Raw genomic sequence first — 17,412 nt, 5'->3', positions numbered from 1 at the left:
CTCTGCTTCGGCGGTCACAGCTATTAAAGAGTAAATTGATAAGATGAAGGGGGCTCATTGCCCCCTAAGCTATTAATTATGGTTGAATGTCAACGTCATCAGCTTGTACGCTTAATTCGGATTGGAACGTGCCATAAACGGAAGCGGTTGGATTTACAAAAGTGATCTTGCTAAACTTCTTATACTTCTTAGGCTGTTGTGATACTTTTACATCAATTTGTTCTCCAGCATTTAAATCTGGTGATACGTCTTTACCTTTGTATTCAGTTCTGTCTGTTGCAACCACACACTTGTACTTTGTTCCTAACTGTTCCGTTCTTTCTCCATTGTCATAACCAAACCAAGGCTCGTGCGCCATCACCCTTACATCCTTATCCTTGAAAAACGCTTCACAATCAAACTTGTTAAACTCTCTCAGCTTCTTCATACGCAAACTCATCTCCTCTGTACAAATTTTATGGAAGAACTGCTTTTTTCTTTTCTTCCTTGATTGAACTTTACCACAGCGACAATGATAAATAATGATATTCAATAGATTTATTGCTTGATTTGGTTGTATTTCACATTCACAACGTTCTGTACAAATAAAGTGTTATAATAAATATGGGATCTAATGGAAGGGAATGATTTGGATGAGCAATCAGGATAAAGTAGATATATTTGATATACTTACGATGTTTAATGAAGAAGTGGGTTTTAAGGGATTAGATAATACAGATAAAACCACCGATGAACGAGATGATGTAATTAGTCGACAAACATTTAATAATTGGCTTAGAGAATATAATGAAACACATTCTGGACAAATTAAAAGTAAGAAGGTTAATCAATATCAAAACGAGTGGTTCAAAAGTGATATTCAAAAATTGATTAAGAATAATAGAGTACAAAAAAACCTTCATAAGGCGTATATAAGAAATACTGTTCCATTATTTGAACATTGGGAAAGTATTTCATCTTTATCAAGTAAGAGAGTTTCAAAGAAGTATAAAAATGTACAAGAGGATCTCCGAAATAAAAGTAACAGTGAATCTCTAGGTGAATTAATTGAGATGACAATGAATCAGTTAATAGATGAAGTAATTGAAAAATACTTCACAGTAACTTTCGGAGATACTCAAATAAATCAGACATTCTATTTAGATAGAGCAAAAATTCTTGAGGATTTTATTGATACAGAAAAAATAGAAAACGAAGCGTTTAAAATAGTAGATAATTATTATGGAACACCAGAATATGACGAACAAGGTGTACTAGTTAACATACATTCTTTTATGGAAAGGCCTAAAACAGACTATTATTTAACCTGAAGGTTATAATATACGCCAATTTAATTTGATATAAGCATAAAATGGGTGCGTGAAAAAGCTTAAATTGCTTTTTCACGCACCCTAATTTATTGCATTTCAAAGAATGTGTTCGGAGATAATTTGTTTTTATAAAGGTACAATAGATATAGTACAATAGAAACGGTATATTGTTAGAAAGTTACTTTTAAGTTACATTGATGTAAATAAACTAATGGGGGAATTACTATGTTTCAATCTGGTACCGAGTGGATAAGAGCGGATTTTCATCTTCACACAAAAGCAGATAAGGAGTTTTCTTATTCTGGAGAAGAGGATCGTTTCGTAAGTGATTACGTAGAAAAACTAAAAAGAGAAAACATTAAATTAGGGGTCATTACAAATCATAATAAGTTTGATTTAAGCGAATACAGAGGTTTGAAGAGAAAAGCAAGGAAAGAAAACATTACCCTATTACCTGGAGTGGAACTATCGGTTAAGGAAGGTGCTAATGGTATCCATTGCTTAATAGTCTTTAAAGACGAAGATTGGATTAATGGGAAAAGCGAAACTATAAATCAATTTCTTGATGAAGTCTTCAAGGGTATTGAAAATAGAGAAAATGAAAATACACGTTGTAATAAAGATTTAGCTGGAACAATTGAAACTTTAGATTCTTATAACAAGGACTACTTTATCTTAATGGCTCACGTTGAACAAAAAAGTGGTTTTTTAAAAGAATGTAATGGAGGTCTAATAGAGTCACTCAGTAAACAAACTTGGTTTAAGGATAAAGTACTTGGATTTCAAAAAGGGCGTACTAGAGATAAGATGAACCAGCTTGAAGAGTGGATGGGGTACAAGCTACCTTTCATTGAAGGTTCAGATTGCAAAACCATTGAGCAAATAGGTAAAGGAAAAGAGTCGTATATAAAGATTGGGGATGGAAGCTTTGATTCAGTCATACTTGCATTAAAGGATCATCAAAATCGGACTTCACTATCTCAAAAAGAATATAACCATGGATACATAAAGTCTGTCGAGTTGATTGGAGGGAAAATGCATAGCCAAAAAATCAACTTATCACCAGAGTTAAATAGCTTAATCGGAATACGAGGTAGTGGTAAGTCAAGCATAATTGAAGCTATTAGGTACAATTTAAATATGCTACCGTCAACAGCTGATGAAGAGTATAAAACAGATGTAGTAAAGAATCTTCTTGAATCAGGTGGGCAGGTAATCATTGAACTCCAGGATAATCACGGAAAAAACTATAAAATTAAAAGGATTTTAGGAGAAGTCCCGCATATTCTTAATGAAGACGGTGAGGAGATTGGAGTTACAATTAACTCTATTCTTCAAACTCCATTATATTTTGGACAGAAAGATTTATCTTATATGAAAAATGGTTTTGAACTAGATTTATTAAGTAAATTAGTTGGAAGGAAAACAAAATCTTTTCAAGGGGATTTAATTAATAAAAACGATCAATTGGGCAAACAAATTAGTGAATTGTTTCAATTAAAAGATAAAGTTGAAACTCTTCCTGATCTTAGAGGAAACTTAAGGGATGTAAAGCATAAGATAAAAATATTTGAGGAAAAGGGATTATCTGAAAAGCTTTCTAAACAAGTTAATTTCCAGAAGGATGAAAGAAACATAAAAAATGTTTATGAACTCGTTGATAAATTTAAGGTGGAGTTGGAAAATTTACTGACCTCTAATAATCTTAGAGACCTCAATGAACTAAGTGATCAAGAATCTTCAGAAGTACCAGAGCTATTTGTTAAGTTATCAAAAGAAGTATCTTCGGTAGTTGCTGTAAAAAAAGAACTTCAAGATATTATAGGAAAAATTGATTCAAGTTCCAAGCAAGTTAAGGAGTATTTAGAAGAGATCAGAGGAATTATAAGTTCACTTGAAGAAGAATTCGCTGAGATTAAAAGGGAAATTGATATACCAAATCTAAATCCTGATGACTTTGCGAAGCTGAAAGTCAATGAGGATAAGTTAAAAAAGGAAATTGATCAAGTCACTAAACAAGAAGAAAACAAAGGAGTAATCGAATCTCAAATTCGAGCAACTTTAGACGATAGAAATCAACTGTTATTGAGAGAATTCCAAGTTTACAAAGATGAAATAGAAAAGATTAATACAAATCAGAACTCGTTGGAGTTGAGTATCGAATTTAAAGGTAATAAAAAATCTTTTCAGGATGATTTAAAACAGTCATTTAAAGGTTCTAAAATAAATCAGAATACTTACCAATCTATAAGCGAAGCTCATTCTGATTTTGCAGCGCTTATAGTCGATGTCTTATTAGAAGAATCTAAAGTAACTTCTAACTTAGTTACTGAAGCACAATTATCAAAAGTAAAAGAGATAATCAAAGAAAACTATAATGAACTATTAAAGCTTAGAACTCCTAACAAAATTGAAATAAAGTATCATGGAAAACCTATAGCCAAACACTCTATTGGACAAAGAGCTTCAGCATTAGTTCTTTTCATTTTATCTCAAAAAGATAATAATCTGATAATGATAGATCAACCTGAGGATGATTTGGATAATCAAGTGATTTATAACGAAATAATTAGAAAGGTAAAGGAAAGAAAACCCGAGGTTCAGTTCATTTTTGCCACACATAATGCAAATATTCCGGTTTTAGGTGACTCGGAGCAAGTGATCGCTGTTTCTTATGATGAAAAGCAAATAAGTACAGAAACTGGGAGTGTTGACAATAAAGACATTCAAACTAAAATTGTCGATATTATGGAAGGTGGGCAAGAAGCATTCAATAAAAGAACCCAAATATATAACTTGTGGAAAAATGAATAGTCCCTTATCAAAATGGTTCAAATAAGAGCATATCCATAATATTTACTTAATTTTTTCATAAACGTAGTCAAACGCGTAGTCAAAAATATCAAATGCCCCCGCAGATATTGATAGTATAGTGTTTTCGGATGATTTAGTTCGAGCCCGCTATGCTCCACTACTTAACTACCACCAATTCACTACTGTGAAATTGGTGGTAGTTTTTTATTTGAAACACTTACCTTTTAAAAAATTTCAAAGACTCTTAAAAATCCCCTATTATAAGCCGATGAATGTGTAGAGGAACGTTGCTATTCAGCAACCCAGAATTTACATAAACAATCGGAGGTACAAAATGTTTAGAAAAAGAAAGCAAAACAAAAAAGGATCTTTTTTCAACCGCACTTTGCAAAGGCAAATTTTAATCCCCTTCCTGACACTGATTGTCGTAGCAGGCATCATAATTGGATATGCCAGTTATACATTCGGTGTCTCGATTACCACAGATGAATTGACAGACAATGTGGAGAAACAGATGAACACATTGAGTGATTCGTTCGATCTTTTCTTCCAGACCCAAGAAGACATCGTCAACCATTATGCCGAACAACAGGCTTTCATTAATTATTCTACTGAGCAAGACCGAGTCATTCGTCGTATGGATGATGTTCGTTCTTCCAATGAAATGATAAAGAATGCGTATATGGGAATTGAAGAGTCTGGGAATACGATTACAGATTCCTCGTTAGATTTACCTGATGATTTTGATCCAAGAACACGCCCATGGTACCAGGATGCAGTAGATAATCAGGGAGAACTCATTTGGACAGAACCATACCTTGATACAAATACAAATGAAATGATCATGAGTGTGGCTAAAGCTGTAGTCGACGGTGATGAAGTGCAAGGAGTCTTCTCCATTGACATTAATATGAATTCACTCATCGCTCTGGTTGAAGGAGTTCAAATTGCGGATACGGGGTATGCTGCTATTTTTGATGATAATGGTACCTTCCTATCTCATCCAGACCTTGAACTCGTCGGGACGGATGTTTCAGAGGAGGATTATTATTTGAAAATCATGGAACAATCCTCCCCATCTGGTGTTATCGAATATGAGTATGAGGGCGATGATAAAACGTTGGGTTACTCCATCAATGAAACAACCGGCTGGATTATCATCGGAACCGTCGACAAAGCAGAACTAGAAGAAAAAGGAGCTGCCGTACTTCTTCCAATCACAATTACAGTTTTAGTGATCCTCATTCTTTCTGTTATTGTATCCATCCTTATTGCACGACGCATTCGAAAACCAATTGCTGAATTGCAAGAAGATATGAAGAAAGTAGAAGACGGTGACCTCACTGTAGACCTTCTTCAAGAGCGACAGGACGAAATCGGCCAATTATCTGCTTCCACTCATGAAATGAAGGAAAGCATTAAGAGGATTATTGAACAATTACAAGTAGCCACTTCAGAGGTTTCTGAACAAAGTGCAGGTTTGAAACAATCTGCAAATGAAGTTCGAGAAGGAAGTGAACAAATTGCTTCCACGATGGAAGAACTCTCCGCAGGATCAGAATCCCAGGCGAATAGTTCATCACGACTTTCGGAAATGATGGATGCTTTTGTTTCAGAAATCCGGGAAGCCCATCAAAACGGCCAGGAAGTATCAGATTCATCGACCCAAGTGTTATCCATGACAAACGATGGCAGTGAGATGATGCGTCATTCTGTTCAACAAATGCAGAGCATAGATCAAATTGTCAAAGATTCCGTTGAAAAAGTCCGTGGGTTGGACAAGCAATCTCAAGAAATCTCTAAACTAGTCCAAGTTATTCAGGACATCGCAGAACAAACAAACTTATTATCTTTAAATGCTGCCATTGAAGCTGCCCGTGCTGGCGAGCATGGAAAAGGATTCGCAGTAGTAGCTGATGAAGTTAGAAAACTAGCTGAACAAGTGACGAATTCTGTAGATGATATTACAGCAATCGTATCAGGCATACAAACCGAATCGGCGACTGTGGTGGACACATTACAACATGGGTATCAGGAAGTAGACCAAGGTACTAAACAAATGAAAATAACTGGGGAGACTTTTGATAAAATTGAACAATCTGTCACTGATATGGTGACGAAGAGTAAAGAAATCTCTGAAAAACTTAAAAAGATTTCAGAAGATAGTTATGAAATGAATGCTTCGATTGAAGAAGTAGCATCCGTGTCCCAAGAATCCGCTGCAGGTGTGGAACAAGTCACTGCAGCAGCACAGCAATCCAACAGCTCCGTAGAAGAAGTTTCTCACAGTGCAGATGAGTTATCTTCGTTATCCGAACAATTAAATGAGCAGGTCAAACACTTTAAAGTCAAAGGATAAGTATAAATATAAGTTATTATTTCCTAGCCAAAGAGAAAGAAAGCCTCCCGAACCAGAAGATTCGGGAGGCTTTTCTATGATTTATGAAGTTTGGGTTTCCGCTTGATATACAGATCCTTTTTCGGTCGTCATCAAAGTTGCTACAATCAATACAATCACAGCGACAGGAACAGCCACTACTACACTGTTCACTTCAAACGGTTTTTGCAAGATAACTTCCCATGTCAATGTTGCTACAACACCAGCAATCATGGATGAAACGCCACCAATAGCATTTACGCGCTTCCAGAAGAACACCGCTAGAATAGCTGGTGTAAGCCCAGCACCATAGACGGTATAAGCATACATTTGCACGCTTAACACTGTCGGGAAATAAGTGATGATTACGAATGCAAATATACCGAGTGCAACAATGAAAATTCTCGTCATTGTAAGCAACTTTTTATCGGACGCTTCTTTATTTACATACTTTCCATAAAGATCATAAGTCAAGTTCGTTGCTGCAGAAAGCAAGTAAGAGTTCCCTGTCGTAATGATGAACGACGCAGCCGCAGCTAGCAAAATTCCACCAATTGCTATAGGCATCGCGACAGTAGTTGCCATTAATGCCATCCCTGGATCAATATCAGGGAACAAGGAACGGGAAGCAAAGGCAATCAAAGAAATCGAAGGTGAAATCACTATCATTGCAATCAACCAGCCCATTTGAGCTCGTTTGGCTGATTTATTTCCTTTGGAAGAAGCTAGACGTTGATACATGTTTTGGTCACCAAGCAAAAGAAACAAGGAAGGCAGCAAGTATCCAATCATTTGAATTGTCGTCAATCCTCCAGTGGCACTCATATGCGATTCTGGGACATTAGCGACAATTTCGCTCCATCCTCCAGCTACCATGATAATGGTTGGAACCGTTATAATTAATCCTCCAACCATCAAAAAACCACTGATGGCATCTGTTTGCGACACAGAACGGAGTCCACCAATCATCGCAAGGAAAATAATCATTGCTGCACCAATCATCGTTCCTGCTTGTACTGTCATCCCTGTCGTCAAATTAAGGATGAAACCAAAACCTTTCATTTGATAAGATACAATTCCCACATAAGCTAAAATGATAATAACACTCGCAATGTTACGGGATGTTCGCCCATATTTCGCTTCTAAAATACCCGCGACAGTAAATTTTCCTTGTTCACGTATTTTAGGTGCGACAACATAAAGAATAATAATTCCGACTAACGTTGGGAGCATCATCATCAAGGACGGCAGAATACCGTAAGAGAAGGCCATCGAGGTTTCCCCACCTGATATACTTCCACTACCTGTCCACGTAGCGAGAAGTGTCCCCATCAATACAAAAGGACCAAGACTTTTACCAGCTAATACGAAATCTTCGCTGCCAGCTACTTTTTTCGACATGAATACGCCGATTCCGATCATGATAATACCATAGATTGCTATAAACCATAGCAGAGTTGGATCTTGTTGAAGTTCCATAACTACTAAATCATCTCCTGATGTTTTTTGTTGGCTGGTTCTAGATGAGCGATATTAATTAAACACCGGCCGATGTATATTTGCCCGACGAACACAACAATAATTAACCTAACATAGATTTTTAATTTGTGAAAATAGCTTAATAGAAGTTGAAAAGGGTCTATTTCATGCGTTTTTTCCCAATACCATTTTTTCACATACTTCTTTGAAAGCGATAACGGCGACACTTCCGAGAATTGCGCTATTCTTACGAAGATTCCGTCAAATCATTTATTACCGACAGAATTTTGTAGTAAAATTAGTTCTTTACACCTATGATGGGTAGATAGTTTTTTCTATTAAACTAGACTTTTTACTTTCCTATGGCTATCCACCCCTATCTATCAAATCAATAGCATACTAGAAATAAACCCCAAGTTCCTCGCGCTCACCCGTGCCAAGCTTAAGTTAAATACTGTCGTGGGATATTTATCACAGAGAGGGTTACCTCAATACCTATAAGGTGGAGGCGCTGGATGAAAAAAGCAAAAAGCTGATATCCATTATAATGGATATCAGCTCGACCTTTATATGAGTACTCTGATACGATTCTCAATTATGTTTTTCAACAACCTCTTTCCATCATCTGTACCTATCGATTCGGGATGGAATTGGACACCTTCAATTGGAAAATCGACGTGCCGGATTCCCATGATTTCCCCGTCCACCGTTGAAGCTGTCACTTCAAAGCATTCAGGTAAATCGCTAAGTTCAACAATAAGTGAATGGTACCGCATCGCCTTCATCGGGTTGTTCAGCCCGTGATAAATTCCTTGTCCGTCATGGAAAATACGCGAAGACTTCCCATGCATCAGTTTTTCTGCTCGAACAACACTCCCACCAAATACTTGTGCAATTGCCTGATGTCCGAGACAAACACCGAATATTGGCTTAGCCTCTTTAAAGTGATCGATTACCTTCAATGTAATCCCTGTCTCATCAGGTGAACATGGCCCTGGTGAAAGGAAAATAAGGTCAGGATCCAGTTCAATGATTTCATCTATTTCAACTTCATCATTTCTCCTTACAACAACCTCTTCACCTAGTTCCCCCAAATATTGGACAAGATTGTATGTGAAAGAATCATAGTGGTCGATCATATAAATCACTCATCTCCACTCCTCTCTGCTCTTAACCTCTCTATTGAATGAGTTCTCTTATGCTTTGAGTGAAGTTCTCAAGCGCAGTATGAGGGTCCTCATTTTCAATGTTCTCAAGCTCGTCTTCAATCAATCGGATAATCTTACTACCGATTATTACCCCATCTGCGTAATTGCGGACAAGATTCACATGATCATTCGTTGATATCCCAAAACCGACAGCGACAGGAACCTTACTATGTTCCTTCACTTTTTCAATAAAGGTTTGAACATCTGAGGAGATATCTTTACGTTCACCCGTCACCCCCAGGGAAGAAACACAGTAAAGAAACCCTTTAGCATTCTCCGCGATCTGCTTGATTCGCTGATCGGAGTTGGGAGCGACAAGGGAAATAAACTCTATCGCTTTTTTTTCTGCCAGACTGCGAATTTCTTCACTCTCTTCAAAAGGAAGATCAGGAATCAATACCCCTTCAACCCCGTTATCTTCTAATAGGTCAAAAAAGTCTTCATGACCGATTTGCAGGACAGGATTATAGTACGTAAAAATGACAACCGGAATTTCTAACCCCTGCTTTCTAAGCTCAGGGACCAGCTGGATTGCTTTTCTTAATGACATACCGGCATTCAAGGCTCGCTTTGCCGCTCTCTGAATCGTTGGTCCATCTGCCAATGGATCAGAATAAGGGACGCCAAGTTCAAGGATATCTGCTCCTTCTGCTTGTAAGCGTAAAGCAAACTCTACCGTATAATCAGGCGTCGGGTCTCCTGCCACTATAAAAGGGATGAAGAGGTTTTCTGTCTTTGTCAGCTTTCCTTGGAATGAAGTTTTTGTCAGCATGTTAAACCTCCTCCTTAAAATGGTCCATCAATGTTGCCATATCTTTGTCCCCTCGGCCAGACAAGTTGATCAGAATGGTTTCCTCATTGGACATCTTCTCCGCTTCCTTGAAAGCTTGCGCTAGTGCATGCGCACTCTCTATTGCGGGGATAATCCCTTCTGTTTGAGTTAGCAGCTTCAAAGCATTCAACGCTTCTTTATCTGTAATTGCTTCATAACGTACTTTTTTCGTCTGATAAAGATGGGCATGCTCAGGTCCTATTCCTGGGTAATCTAATCCAGCTGAAATAGAGTAAGGCTCAGTGATTTGTCCGTTTTCATCCTGCATCAAGTAAGTCATCGATCCATGAATGACCCCTGGAGTCCCTTTAGAAAGTGTTGCTGCATGTTCTGGGGTATCGATTCCTTTACCAGCAGCCTCTACACCAATCAATTCACTGTTATCCTCAAGGAATGGGTAAAACATCCCCATGGCGTTACTCCCACCGCCTACACAAGCATAAATGTGATCAGGAAGCTCTTTTTCTACTTCTAAGAATTGGCGTCTCGATTCATCGCCGATAACTCGTTGGAAATCTCGGACCATACGCGGTTACGGATGAGGACCTACGACCGACCCAATTAAATAGAAATGATCTTCACAATTGGCTACCCAATAGCGGATTGCTTCATTAGTTGCATCCTTCAAGGTTCCATTCCCACTAGATACGGGAACGACTTCCGCACCAAGCAGTTTCATACGGAAGACATTCAGCTCTTGTCTTCGAATATCTTCTTCCCCCATGAAAACTTTACATTGAAGACCGAATTTAGCGGCAACGGTCGCTGAGGCTACACCATGTTGGCCTGCACCTGTTTCAGCGATGATTCTTTTCTTTCCCATTCGTTTTGCGGGAAGCGCCTGCCCAATAGCATTGTTCAGTTTGTGTGCTCCCGTATGGTTCAAGTCTTCTCGTTTCAAATATACTTTAGCTCCACCAAGGTGTTCAGAGATTTTATCTGCATACGTTAAAGAAGTGGGACGACCTGCATACTCCTTCAACACATGATGGTATTCTTCTATGAAAGTTGCATCCGCCATAGCTTCATCCAATGACTGTTCTAATTCTTGCAGTGGACCCATTAGTGATTCCGGTACATATTTTCCACCAAAGTCCCCAAAACGTCCTTTTAGGTCAGGAAATGCTTGCAACATTTCGTTCCACCCCTTTCATGATTGCTTGAATTTTGCTGATATCTTTCTCCTCGCTAACCTCAATCCCACTAGATAGATCGATTCCTTCTGGTTGATAAGCTAATAATGCTTCAAGGTTATCCGGTTTGATTCCACCAGCAATTAAACACGGGACGCCTTGTTCATAAGCTTTATCTCGATAAAGCGGGACTGCTTCCCAATCAAAACTGATGCCTGTCCCGCCCGAAACACCATCCACCTTACTGTCCACGATATAGCCATCTGCAACTCCACTAAAAATCTCCATCTGTTGAAGTCCATCTGTCTGATGATGGATTACTTTCCAAACAGGTAAACCAAAGGCTTCCTTGATTCCTAACAATTGCGAGACTGTTTCATTTCCATGAAGCTGGATGACATCCAGCGGAACAAAATGAAGAACCTCTTCCAGCTCTTCGATCGTCGGCTCGATAAATACCCCGACAAGTTTTTGCCTCGGCCGGACCTTTTTCACCCAGCGTCCAACGTGTTCAGGGCGAACATAACGTTTTGTCCTCCCCACAAATATAAAACCGAGATGAGAGGCATCCGACGATGTTGTCTTTGCCAAATCTGAAAGGGATCGATTCCCACATAGTTTTACAATCGGTTCTCTCATGACACATTCACTCCTTCCAACAACTGACGGACCGCATCTTTGATATTTTCTTGACGCATCAAAGATTCCCCGACAAGGATACCTTCTGCACCGTATTTAGCAACCTGAAGCAAATCCTGGTGGGAGGAAATACCACTTTCGGAGACAAGTAAGCACTCTTCAGGGGTAAACTTCGCCATCCGCTCTGTTTGGGAAAGATCTGTTTCAAATGTATGAAGATTCCAATTGTTAATACCTAAGATTTGAGGTGTGAACTCGTTCAATACTTTTTCCAAAGTCTCTTCACTATGAACCTCAACCAGTACTTCCATACCGAGTTCATGAGCCTGGTTATATAATTCATGCAACTTCGTGGCTTCTAAAGCTTCCCCGATTAAAAGGATAGCGTCAGCCCCTATATAGGCACTTTCCGCTACTTGAAGAGAATCGATGATGAAATCTTTTCTCAATACAGGGACATCAACCACCTTCTTAATCATTGTTAAATAATCCCTATGCCCCTGAAAGAAATGTTGATCCGTCAAAACAGAGAGAGCATGTGCGCCTGCCTGTGTATAATCACGAGCAATTTTTACAGGGTTGAAGTCACCACGTATGATCCCTTTAGATGGGGAAGCTTTCTTCACCTCGGCGATAAGCCCTGCTTTATGATTACTAGATTTCAAAGAGTCATAAAGTGAATAATGAGGGAAAGTCTGCTCTTCTGGTAAAAATAATGTATCAATCTCTTGTTTTTTTACAGCTAAAATGGTTTCAAGCATATTGGCGATTCTCCTTTTCCGCTACAATCGATTCAAAATATTTTTGCACAACTCCTTCTTGAATCGATTTTTGAACTAGTTCGACACCTTCACCTAGATCAGTTGCTTTGCCAGCGACATATAATCCGGCAGCTGCATTCATTGTTACGATTGTTGCAGCACTTTCATTTGCTCTTCCATAAAAGACATCGCGAATGATCTCCGCACTTTGTTCTGTCTTCGTTATCCGAATATCTTCCAGATTCCCAACAGGCAAACCAAAATCTTCTGGGGAAATGGTAAATCTAGTAATCTTACCGTCTTTCAACTCGACAACATCCGTTTTGCCTGTCACCGTTATCTCATCGAGCCCATCTCTCCCTGTTACTAATAAGACATCAGTGGATCCAAGTTCTCTTAAAGTCTCAGCCATTTTTTCTGCGTAACTAGTGTCATAGATTCCAATCAGTTGTCTTTTAGCATTGGCAGGATTGGACATCGGTCCAAGCAAATTGAAAACAGTGCGGAAGCCGAGTTCTTGCCTGGCAGGACCCGCGTGCTTCATTGCCTGATGGTATAGAGGAGCAAACATGAAGGTCATTCCTTTTTCAACGAGTGCCTTCGCTCCTTGTTCCGGCGTCGTATCAATTGGAATCCCTAATGCTTCCAAAACGTCCGCACTGCCACTTTTAGAAGAAACTTTTCGATTTCCATGTTTAGCGACCTTCACATCCATACTAGCAAGGACAATAGATACAGCTGTAGAGATATTGAACGTACTCGCACCATCTCCTCCTGTACCACATGTATCAACGATTGTTGGATCTTCAAGGTCCATCTTTGTCATGTTATCACGCATAGCCCGAACAAACCCTGTCATTTCTTCCACAGTTTCACCACGATAACGCATGACACTCAACATGCTCATCAATTGACCAGTAGTTGCTCCGCCTTTCATAATCTGGTCCATCGTATCGAAAGCTTCCTGTTCTGTCATCTTCTCTCCGGCTACCACTTTATTCAATGTCTCTTTCATCTCGTCTCCACTCCTTCTCCACTCTTCTCAAAAATTCTCTCAGCTAATTGAATCGTCCTCTTCAAAGCACTCGCTTTGTTTAATGTCTCTTGATACTCTGCGTGCGGATCGGAATCTGCGACAACTCCTGCTCCAGCTTGTATATAAAGATCATTTCCGACAAGTGTCATCGTGCGGATCGTAATACAAGAATCAATGTTCCCATCAAACCCTAGATAAAGGATTCCACCGCCGTAAAGGTTCCTGGGGGTTGGCTCTAGTTCTCGTAAAATTTGCATCGCTCGTACTTTCGGTGCACCTGATAATGTACCAGCCGGAAAAGATGAAATGAGGGCATCAATCGGTGACACTTCTTCTTTCAATTGACCGATCACTTTACTGATAATATGCATGACTTTCGAAAAACGGCCGATTGTCATATATTCACTTACTTCCACAGTGCCGTACTCAGCAACACGGCCGATATCGTTTCTAGCTAAATCGACAAGCATACGGTGTTCCGCAAGTTCCTTTTCATCAGCTAATAGCTCTTCTGCAAGCCGGTCATCCTCTTCTTTTGTCTTTCCTCTCTTTCTTGTTCCAGCTATGGGATGGATTTCAAGCTTTCCATTTTGAACTTCTAACAAACGTTCAGGTGAACTGCCAATCACTTCGACTTCTCCCATTTGCAAATAAAACATATACGGAGATGGATTCACTCTTCGCAATACTCGGTATAACTCAAAACCGCTTCGGTCTGTTACTGTATGAAAGCGTTGAGATAGAACTGCTTGAAAAATGTCCCCGGCGTGAATATATTCTTTTATTCTTTCTACATCTGAGCGGAATTTGTCTGGTTTATAATTACTATCTAATTGGAAGTTCTCTTCTTGTTCTGAATAACCTTCTGTCAGCATGAGGTCTGATAAGCTTTTGGCGTTCATTAACTGGCGCGTAATATCACTGATTCGCCCGCATGCTTCGTTATATACCTCTTCTAATGGTCGTTCTTTTTCGGGCCTTCCGAAAGAAAGGATCGTCGTTTCTTTTGTTTTGTGGTGATAAGCGACTAATGTCTGACAAAACAGCAAATGGTAATTGGATAAGTTCAGCGCATCATTACCAGCTCTCTCCACGGGCTCATAATCGGAAATCGCATCATAGCTGATGTAGCCGACACCGCCCCCTTTGAAAGGAAGATCAATGGGTGCCTGTTTCACTTTAAGTTCTTCTACTACTTTTTCATAAGCAGTCTTAAAATCTGATACATGCTGTACATGGCCTTTTTGAAAATCTTCTATTAGAAATTGTTGATTTTCTTCTTTGATCTGAATCATAGGATCTAAGCCGATGAAGGAAAAGTTAGACCAGGGAGATTCAGGATCTTGACTTTCCAACATGTATACAGCTTCATCACTTAGTGCATGAAACATGTGAATCGGTGTTAACGTATCCGTATAAAATGATTGGATGACAGGGATTGTTTGATGCTCTACAGCATCCTTTTGAAATGCTTCAAAAGTGGTCATTAGGCTCACCTCTCCATAAAATTTTATGAAGAATGAGACGTTGAGGGATGAAAACGAGTGGATAGATAAGGGGGAATTTGGTCAGGCAATCCATCAGCTCCTTACGTCCGAAGATTCCTAACTCACTCAGCTCAGCTCATCTCATCTATTCCTCAACTCAACTCATTCTCTACTCAACTTGCTTATAATGTTATGTGTTTTAATGAATAACAATGATTGTTCAAATGCATTCTTTAAAATATCTTTCCAATAGTCTATAAAATTCAGATAATAAAGTCAACCACTCTGTTTAAACATTTTCCAGAGAGGGCAGTATCCTTGAAGACTCGATTCCGAGATGTTTGTGGGGGTTTGGGGATACTGGAAACGGTTCGCCCCCTTGCCTATATGTATTTCTCGAAATCACCTTACCCTAAACCTGCCCTATGTGGATAAAGAATCATACTTTAACGTCGTGGTTATAGCATTTTCAGCATCCAAAGCTCATCTCCTGTGAAGGTAGTTTCGAGCATCTCTCTATCGTATGGTGAGTGGGGAAAACGGGGAGCCTCCTGCGGGAATGGATGGGCAGCCGAGAACCCTCAGAGCTCTAGGAGGCTTGCCGCCACCCCCGTGGAAAGCGAGTCATTCCCCCACAGCACCTATCTACTCACAAACCATCTCGAAACTGAGTCTTACACAATAGGAAGATTTTTGGAAGAAAAAAATTTTAATTTGATTTGAACGAAAGGATAAAAAGATACGTCTTATAAGTAGGCAGAAATGAGGGATGCTTATGGATTCAGAAAGAATCAGAAGAGCTCAGGCTGGTGATCAACAGGCGTTAGCAGCTCTTTTGAAAGCTCACTACAGCTTTATTGTTAAATACGTGTGGAAAATGAGTGGTGATGAACAACTAGCTTACGATGTCACCCAAGATACGATAGTCAAAGCAATACAAAAAATACAGCAATTCAAACACAAATCAACCTTTTCCACATGGCTTATCCAAATGGCTACACATACCTATATAGACTATAAAAGAAAACAAAAACGCAGCCGAAGGATCGATGAAAAAGCCATACAGGAATGGAAGAATCCTCAAGCTCAGAATACCCGTGACGAGTTGTATGATGTTCAGGAGGCGTTATGGGTTCTCGACGATCATTACCGTATTCCCATCGTATTGAAGCATTATTATGGATATGATTATCAAGAAATATCTAGCATGACGAACGTTAAGGCAGGGACATTGAAGTCACGCGTTCATTACGGTTTAAAAAAACTCAGAAAGGAGCTGCTATCCCATGAAAGATGAGCAATCACCAGAAGACAAAGAGCTTGAAAGCATACTGAAACAAGCTAATCTACAGACAGATGATCGACTGCATGTCAACGAACCTTCCCTAAGATATTTTGAAGGGCTTGTTCAAGAGCAGAATGATACCTGGCACCGTCGCCTTTTGGTCGAGTTAGCCTGTTTGTGGGGGATCGCCTTTATTTTCATTAGTTTCCTTGGTCTCACCCTTTTTTATGTTCCACTCTTATTTATCCTTATCCAAATGATAACCACTTTGATTCTCATCGGATACTTTCTTAGAGAAAGAAAAGAAATGGAGGTAATGAGGCAATGAAACATTACGGACCGGACGAGGTGCCTCTTTGGGGATGGATCCTTATAGGAATGATCCTTTTAATCCAAAGCTCCATTTTGTACATTCAAGCCAAAAAGATAGGAAAAGCACCCTGGTTATGGGGAATCCTAGGCCTTGTGCAGTTTCCTGTTCCTAGCATTATTTTTATGATCCTTTGGAAAACAGTATGGAAAAGGAGATAAATAATAACTTGAAAATTACTCTTGTATGACTCAGTCTGTTTTTTCAAGTCGTTGCCTATATCTTAATTTTCTTTTATCTATGGCCAGGGCTTGCACTATTATTAGGTTCTCATCTGTTATTGGCCATCATTTTATTGTTATTAGCAAGAGAAAAAAAGGAGGAATGCAATGATGATTATCGTGACTACTGATGACGTAGCAGGACATGAAATTAAAGAAGTAAGAGGGTTCGTAAGAGGAAGTACTGTCCAGTCCAAAAATATTGGACGTGACATTCTCGCAGGTCTAAAGAATGTCATCGGAGGCGAGATAACTGACTATACGGAAATGATGGATGAAGCTCGACAAAAAGCAATTGGGCGCATGATTAAACATGCAGAAGAAAAAGGGGCCGATGCCATCATAGCGGTAAGACTTGAAACGTGTGCGGTGACAATGCCGCTTCTGAAATCATTGCCTATGGTACGGCAGTCACTATCGAATAAAAGGCTGGGAAACGGTCGTGTGATTAATTATAGGA

The 17,412-nt window shown here is 39.3% G+C and carries 13 protein-coding genes and 2 pseudogenes; 6 read left to right on the top strand and 9 right to left on the bottom strand.

Going from position 1 to position 17,412, the window contains the following annotated elements:
- Positions 1-76: 76 nt before the first annotated feature.
- The gene (locus BMZ58_RS15325; protein WP_075037433.1) at positions 77-427 is read right to left on the bottom strand and encodes a hypothetical protein; all 351 of its coding nucleotides are present in this window, start codon (positions 425-427) and stop codon (positions 77-79) included.
- A 205-nt stretch (positions 428-632) separates the two neighbouring features.
- Here BMZ58_RS15325 and BMZ58_RS15320 point away from each other — a divergent pair, with 205 nt between their 5' ends.
- The 3 genes from BMZ58_RS15320 to BMZ58_RS21475 all read left to right on the top strand — a co-directional run bounded on the left by BMZ58_RS15320 (position 633) and on the right by BMZ58_RS21475 (position 6,483).
- A complete protein-coding gene (locus BMZ58_RS15320; RefSeq protein ID WP_075037432.1) occupies positions 633-1,310 on the top strand; it encodes a hypothetical protein in 678 nt (225 codons plus the stop codon).
- Between the two features lie 225 nt (positions 1,311-1,535).
- Positions 1,536-4,124, top strand: coding sequence for a TrlF family AAA-like ATPase (locus tag BMZ58_RS15315; RefSeq protein ID WP_075037431.1), 2,589 nt, complete (start codon positions 1,536-1,538; stop codon positions 4,122-4,124).
- A 334-nt stretch (positions 4,125-4,458) separates the two neighbouring features.
- Positions 4,459-6,483: a methyl-accepting chemotaxis protein gene (locus BMZ58_RS21475; RefSeq protein ID WP_244151607.1), complete on the top strand. Its 2,025-nt coding sequence runs from the start codon at positions 4,459-4,461 to the stop codon at positions 6,481-6,483.
- Positions 6,484-6,564: 81 nt separating this feature from the next.
- On the opposite strand, the gene BMZ58_RS15305 is transcribed toward BMZ58_RS21475, so the two are convergent.
- The 8 genes and pseudogenes from BMZ58_RS15305 to trpE form a co-directional block, all read right to left on the bottom strand.
- Positions 6,565-7,980, bottom strand: a complete 1,416-nt coding sequence (locus BMZ58_RS15305) for a sodium:solute symporter family protein (RefSeq protein ID WP_075037430.1) — start codon at positions 7,978-7,980, stop codon at positions 6,565-6,567.
- Between the two features lie 566 nt (positions 7,981-8,546).
- A complete protein-coding gene (locus BMZ58_RS15300; RefSeq protein ID WP_075037429.1) occupies positions 8,547-9,128 on the bottom strand; it encodes an anthranilate synthase component II in 582 nt (193 codons plus the stop codon).
- A 31-nt stretch (positions 9,129-9,159) separates the two neighbouring features.
- Positions 9,160-9,960: a tryptophan synthase subunit alpha gene (gene trpA / locus BMZ58_RS15295; protein ID WP_075037428.1), complete on the bottom strand. Its 801-nt coding sequence runs from the start codon at positions 9,958-9,960 to the stop codon at positions 9,160-9,162.
- A 1-nt stretch (position 9,961) separates the two neighbouring features.
- A pseudogene (trpB, locus tag BMZ58_RS15290) lies at positions 9,962-11,155 on the bottom strand (tryptophan synthase subunit beta).
- Complete coding sequence (locus BMZ58_RS15285; RefSeq protein WP_075037427.1) at positions 11,136-11,792, bottom strand: phosphoribosylanthranilate isomerase; 657 nt, start codon at positions 11,790-11,792, stop codon at positions 11,136-11,138. The pseudogene trpB and the gene BMZ58_RS15285 overlap by 20 nt, the downstream one beginning before the upstream one ends.
- Positions 11,789-12,553, bottom strand: a complete 765-nt coding sequence (gene trpC / locus BMZ58_RS15280) for an indole-3-glycerol phosphate synthase TrpC (protein ID WP_075037426.1) — start codon at positions 12,551-12,553, stop codon at positions 11,789-11,791. Before trpC ends, BMZ58_RS15285 begins: the two co-directional genes overlap by 4 nt.
- Complete coding sequence (gene trpD, locus BMZ58_RS15275; protein ID WP_075037425.1) at positions 12,546-13,568, bottom strand: anthranilate phosphoribosyltransferase; 1,023 nt, start codon at positions 13,566-13,568, stop codon at positions 12,546-12,548. Before trpD ends, trpC begins: the two co-directional genes overlap by 8 nt.
- Positions 13,565-15,076 (bottom strand): anthranilate synthase component I, encoded by a 1,512-nt coding sequence (gene trpE / locus BMZ58_RS15270; RefSeq protein WP_075037424.1) that lies wholly within the window; start codon positions 15,074-15,076, stop codon positions 13,565-13,567. Before trpE ends, trpD begins: the two co-directional genes overlap by 4 nt.
- Positions 15,077-15,851: 775 nt before the next feature.
- Here trpE and sigY point away from each other — a divergent pair.
- The 3 genes and pseudogenes from sigY to BMZ58_RS15250 all read left to right on the top strand — a co-directional run bounded on the left by sigY (position 15,852) and on the right by BMZ58_RS15250 (position 17,377).
- Positions 15,852-16,373 carry an RNA polymerase sigma factor SigY gene (gene sigY / locus BMZ58_RS15265; protein ID WP_075037423.1) on the top strand — a complete coding sequence of 174 codons (522 nt, stop codon included), beginning with the start codon at positions 15,852-15,854 and terminating at the stop codon, positions 16,371-16,373.
- The gene (locus BMZ58_RS15260; protein WP_075037422.1) at positions 16,363-16,689 is read left to right on the top strand and encodes a YxlC family protein; all 327 of its coding nucleotides are present in this window, start codon (positions 16,363-16,365) and stop codon (positions 16,687-16,689) included. The genes sigY and BMZ58_RS15260 overlap by 11 nt, the downstream gene beginning before the upstream one ends.
- 374 nt (positions 16,690-17,063) lie before the next feature.
- Positions 17,064-17,377: pseudogene (locus BMZ58_RS15250) on the top strand (YbjQ family protein).
- Positions 17,378-17,412: the final 35 nt, after the last annotated feature.

It is taken from the genome of Halobacillus dabanensis, from assembly GCF_900114165.1.
Taxonomy (GTDB): Bacteria; Bacillota; Bacilli; order Bacillales; family Halobacillaceae; genus Halobacillus; species Halobacillus dabanensis.
This window is presented reverse-complemented; position numbering and strand designations above follow the sequence as displayed.

Bases quoted from the DNA above. Each gene is read 5' to 3' on its own strand.
- BMZ58_RS15325 (WP_075037433.1), bottom strand. From the start codon at position 427: ATGAAGAAGCTGAGAGAGTTTAACAAGTTTGATTGTGAAGCGTTTTTC.
- BMZ58_RS15320 (WP_075037432.1), top strand. From the start codon at position 633: ATGAGCAATCAGGATAAAGTAGATATATTTGATATACTTACGATGTTT.
- BMZ58_RS15315 (WP_075037431.1), top strand. From the start codon at position 1,536: ATGTTTCAATCTGGTACCGAGTGGATAAGAGCGGATTTTCATCTTCAC.
- BMZ58_RS21475 (WP_244151607.1), top strand. From the start codon at position 4,459: ATGTTTAGAAAAAGAAAGCAAAACAAAAAAGGATCTTTTTTCAACCGC.
- BMZ58_RS15305 (WP_075037430.1), bottom strand. From the start codon at position 7,980: ATGGAACTTCAACAAGATCCAACTCTGCTATGGTTTATAGCAATCTAT.
- trpA (WP_075037428.1), bottom strand. From the start codon at position 9,960: ATGCTGACAAAAACTTCATTCCAAGGAAAGCTGACAAAGACAGAAAAC.
- BMZ58_RS15285 (WP_075037427.1), bottom strand. From the start codon at position 11,792: ATGAGAGAACCGATTGTAAAACTATGTGGGAATCGATCCCTTTCAGAT.
- trpC (WP_075037426.1), bottom strand. From the start codon at position 12,553: ATGCTTGAAACCATTTTAGCTGTAAAAAAACAAGAGATTGATACATTA.
- trpD (WP_075037425.1), bottom strand. From the start codon at position 13,568: ATGAAAGAGACATTGAATAAAGTGGTAGCCGGAGAGAAGATGACAGAA.
- trpE (WP_075037424.1), bottom strand. From the start codon at position 15,076: ATGACCACTTTTGAAGCATTTCAAAAGGATGCTGTAGAGCATCAAACA.
- sigY (WP_075037423.1), top strand. From the start codon at position 15,852: ATGGATTCAGAAAGAATCAGAAGAGCTCAGGCTGGTGATCAACAGGCG.
- BMZ58_RS15260 (WP_075037422.1), top strand. From the start codon at position 16,363: ATGAAAGATGAGCAATCACCAGAAGACAAAGAGCTTGAAAGCATACTG.